Below are 4,724 nucleotides of genomic sequence, written 5' to 3' on the forward strand. Positions count from 1 at the left end.
GATCCGGCTGCGCACGGCCTTCCACGTGTTCCGGTACGTGGAAGAACGCGAGAACAGGCACGTCGCCCGCGCCTGGATGATGGGCATGAACCCGCAACTCGATGACGACGCGCCCCTGCAGGCGCTCGCAGACGACCGCTTCAAGGACGTCATGGCGGCCGCACGCTCATACCGGCAAGGCGGCCTCTGACCAAGCCGACAACCCCAACGATGGGCTCCGTTCGCGGTCTGGGCTCTCATAGTGTTTTATGACCGAGTCCGAGGGGCCCAAAGGGAGCTGGGGCGTGGTCACCGAGATTCCGGAGCGGGAGCGTCGAGCGGGCTCTGTGCTGTGCTGCAAGCGGGTCGAGGTCTAGCGTCGTCCGCTGGCTCGACGGGGAGTCACCGGCCAGGATGACACTGCTTTGTGGATCCTCGGCTGCACATCAGCGCGCGGCCGTAACCGATTGAGGGGCCGGGAGGAGCGGCGCTTCGGCTGGCTCTCTCGCTGGGACCTTGCCTGAAGGGGCTTTCCCACAGCCGAGCTCGCTGTCTTGTTCCTCAACCTGTCTCTGGACAGCGCCACCAAAAAGGGCACCCTCCTGGAAATGACCGGCTGACGGATATCAGGTCCCGTGGAACTGGCCGGACGCACGCCGCCATGCGCTCCTGAATGCGCTGCTACGGCACACCTCTCGCTAGCCAGTACCCCGGCCGTCACGGCCGCCATCTCCAGGGCGGAGATCGCGGCCCTCACGCTCGCACGCACGCGATTGGGACTCGGAGGAGTCTTCATGCCTCACAGTCTGGCCAGGCTGCGGCGGGCGGGCGGCTGGCCTGCTCTCGGCAGGACAGACCGCCGCCTCCGAACAATCGGTATCAACCGCAACCGTCCACTGCCGCTGTTCAGCAGCGACTGCTCACCCGGCATGGGGGCAGCGGCCCTCAGGCGGTGCAGGGCGGTGTGCCAGCCGCCGAGCGGCCAGGCGACGTACGGAGGAGACTGAAAGAGGACGGCCTGGTGAGACGAGGTGAGTCCATGCCATACCTGGGCCCTCAGAGCCCCCGGACCTGGTTGTGGGTCCACGGGCGGTTTGCTTGCTCTGCTTGGGTGGGCGCCTGCTGGTACGGCGCTCATGACAAGTGGGCGCGTACGGGGAGGGGCGCGGTGTGGGACGGGTAGTGGCGGTGCACGGCATCGGCAAGCAGCTCCTCGGGGAGGACTCCTTGCTAAGGGAGTGGCGGCCCGCCTTGACTGATGGACTGCGCCGCGCTGAGGCAAAGAGCGCCGCCGCAGACCTGGATGTGGTGATGGCGTTTTATGGGGACGTGTTCCGGCCGGAAGGGGAGCTTCTGGCTGTGGGAGACCCCCTCTACGCCGCTGACGACGTCAAAGAGGGATTCGAAAGCGAGTTGCTGCTGGAGTGGTGGCGTGCGGCCGCAGCGACCGATCCGATGGTGGTGCCTCCGGGAGCGGACACGCTGGCGGCAACGCCGCGGTCGGTGCAGGCGGCATTGCGGGCACTGTCGGGGTCACGGTTCTTCTCCGGAGTGGCGTTGCGGGCGATGGTTTTCGACCTCAAGCAGGTCCACCGCTACCTGACTGATCCGAAGGTCCGGATCGAGGCGCGTGGGCGGGTGACTGAGGCGATCGGTGACGACACCCGCGTGGTAGTCGCCCATTCCCTGGGATCGGTGGTGGCCTATGAGGCGTTGTGCGCGCGGCCGGGACATCGGGTCACCGCACTTGTCACGATTGGCTCTCCGCTGGGCATCCCGGAACTGATCCTGAAGCGGCTCGAGCCAGCTCCGCTCGAGCTGGGTGGCAAAAGGCGCGGTGTATGGCCAGGAGGCGAGGCCCTGGTGTGGACGAACATCGTCGATGACGGCGACGTGGTGGCTCTGGTGAAGGATCTACGCCCGGCGTTCGGCGACTCGGTGCGTTCGGTGCGGGTGCACAACGGCTCGCACGCGCATGACGCGACTGCCTATCTGACGGACAAGCTGTGCGGGCAGGCGATCGCTGAAGGCTTGTTGTGAACACTCTGGCAGGCGGCGATGCGGGGGAGGGTGGGCCGCGGCGGTTCCTCATCGCCACGGCCGTAGCCCGGTACCCCAAGTGTCCCGACTGGGACCGACCGACGCTGATAGAGGCGCGTGACCGCGTCATCGACGTCTTCACGAACGAGCTGAGCTACCAGCACGAGACGGCACTGGGCCTGAATCCCACGAAGATGCAACTGACCGACCAGCTCAGGGCGTTCTGCAAAGCACCTGACCGTCGCGAGGACGACCTACTGGCCGTCTACATCTCAGGGCACGGGGAGGTTCTTGATGACAGCAGCGACCACGTCCTGTTCACCTCCGAGACCGACCCCGACGATGTCGCCTACACGACGCTGCCGACCGTCGAGCTGGCCCGGGCGATTCTGCGCGATACCAAGCTGCGCCGCCTACTGCTGGTGCTGGATACCTGCTATTCCGGCCAGGGCGGCAACGAACTCGCCGCCGCAGCGCTGGAGCGCATCAGCGCCACGTGGGGGCAGGAAGCCGGCTCCGGGCTGGTGATCGTCTCCTCCGCCCAGCCGCGCCAGCAGGCTCAGGCCGGTCTCTTCCCGCAGCTGTTCGCACATGCCGTGCGGAACCGGGCCACCGCCGGGCACAGCCCGGAGACTCTCTCGGTGAACTCGGTGGTGCAGCAGATGAACGACCACCCTGACCGACCCGGCTACCAGCGCATCAGCCTGTCCCTCGTCGGGCTGAGCGGAGAACCGCCTGCGTTCCTCGCCAACCCGCGCCACAGCGCCCGGTTGACCGACGTGGATCTGGCCGTCCAGCAGGCCGCCGAGTTCGACGAGCAGGCTCAGCGGCGCGAGACCGAATTCACGAACCGGCTGCTGATGCGCGCCATGGGTTACCACGCTGACGCCTCCCAAGGCTGGTGGTTCTGCGGCCGCCACACGGCACTGGCCGACCTCATCCGCTGGCTTCATGGCCCGGCCGCGGACAGCAGCGGGGCCTGCCGGGTGGTCACCGCCGGGCCCGGCTCGGGCAAGACCGCCGTGCTCGGCCTGATCGCTGCCCTGGCCCACTCGGAACGCCGCCGGACCGTGCCCGTGGACGCGCTTGGCCTCGGGCCCGACCTGGTGCCGGCGGAAGGCGCAGTCGATGTCGCCATCTATGCGCAGAACCTCAGCGACAGCGACGTTCTGACCGGCCTCACCGCTGCCGCCAAGGTACGCGCCAGCACCGTGGGCGAACTCCTTGATGCTCTCGAAGCGTGGAACAGTAAGCGGCCGTTCACGGCGCTCATCGACGCCCTCGACGAGGCCGCCACGCCGGACACTCTTTGCTCGCGAATCCTGCGACCGTTGATCGATCACTCGCACGGCCAAATCCGGCTGCTGCTGGGCGCCCGTCCCTACCTCCTGGACCGTCTCGGGATCGCCCCTCGCACCGCGGGCCCCCGCGACGAGGTCATCGACCTCGACTCCCCCCGTTATGCAGATCCCGCAGCCCTGCGCGCCTACAGCGGCCGAACCCTGCTCAAAGCCCACCCCGCCTCCCCCTACCGCCAGCACCCCGAGGCGTTGAGACCGGTCGCGGACGCGGTGGCAGAGGCGGCCGGCACCTCGTTCCTGGTCGCCCGAATCACCGCCGGCACACTGGCCGCAGCCGAAAACGTCGTGGTCGACACCCAGGACCTGGCCTGGCGCCAGAGCCTGCCGCGGCATGCCGGGCAGGCCATGCGCGACGACCTCACACGCCGCCTCGGCCCCGACGCCCAACGGGCCACAGAACTGCTGCGCCCCCTGGCGTTCACTGAAGGCCAAGGCCTGCCCTGGGAGGACATCTGGGCTCCCCTGGCCTCCGCCCTCTCCGGCCACACCTACACCGACGAGGATCTGCTGTGGCTGCGCCACACCGCAGGCTCGTACGTGGTGGAAGCCACCGAATCCGGTCGTTCCGCCTACCGGCTCTACCATCAGGCCCTCGCCGAACACTTGCGCGACGGGATGAACGAGCAGGCCGTGCATGCGGCCTTCACCGATGTCCTCACCGAGCACGTGCCCTACCGCAGCGACGCCACCCGTGACTGGTCCCGCGCCCACCCCTACACGCGTAACCACCTCGCCACCCATGCCACCGCAGCAGGCCGCCTCGACGCCATCCTCACCGAGACCGAGTACCTGGTCCACGCCGCCCCACGCAACCTCACCCCCTACTTCCACCACGCCCGCGCCGAGGATGCCCGGCTCGCCGCGGCGGTCTACCGCACGTCCCTCGGTATCCACGCCCACGTCCCTCCAGAGGTTCGCCGCCAAGTTCTCGCCCTCGACGCCGCACGAGCCGGCGCCACAGACCTGCACCAACACCTGACCCACCACATCTCCGAACGTCGCTGGACACCCCGCTGGGCGACAGGAGGCAGCTTCTCCCCAGCCCTCCGCGACACCCTGACGGGCCACACCAACCCGGTGACCGCGCTGGCGTGCACGACCATGGAAGGCGCCCCCATCGCGGTCACCAGCGGCAACGACGGAACAGTGTGGGTGTGGAACCTGGCCTCCGGCACCCCCATCGGCCAGCCCATAGACGCCGACACCGTCTCGGTCAACGCGGTGGCATGCACGACCATGGACGGCGCCCCCATCGCGGTCACCGCTGGCAGCGACGGAACGGTGCGGATGTGGGACCTGACCTCCGGCACCCCCATCGGCCAGCCCATAGACGCCGGCACTAAC

Annotated in this window: 2 protein-coding genes and 1 pseudogene; all 3 read left to right on the plus strand. The window is 68.4% G+C overall.

Annotated features, from left to right (window positions below; genetic code table 11):
• A pseudogene (locus SGA01_RS40440) lies at nt 1–190 on the plus strand (XRE family transcriptional regulator); the annotation flags it as partial.
• A 959-nt stretch (nt 191–1,149) separates the two neighbouring features.
• The gene (locus tag SGA01_RS40445; protein ID WP_141303392.1) at nt 1,150–2,019 is read left to right on the plus strand and encodes a hypothetical protein; all 870 of its coding nucleotides are present in this window, start codon (nt 1,150–1,152) and stop codon (nt 2,017–2,019) included.
• Nucleotides 2,016–4,724, plus strand: a 2,709-nt coding sequence (locus SGA01_RS40450) for a caspase family protein (RefSeq protein WP_255325379.1), incomplete at its 3' end; no start/stop codon positions are given. The genes SGA01_RS40445 and SGA01_RS40450, both read left to right, overlap by 4 nt.

The sequence above is a fragment of the Streptomyces gardneri genome, assembly GCF_006539185.1.
Classification (GTDB): Bacteria; Actinomycetota; Actinomycetes; order Streptomycetales; family Streptomycetaceae; genus Streptomyces; species Streptomyces gardneri.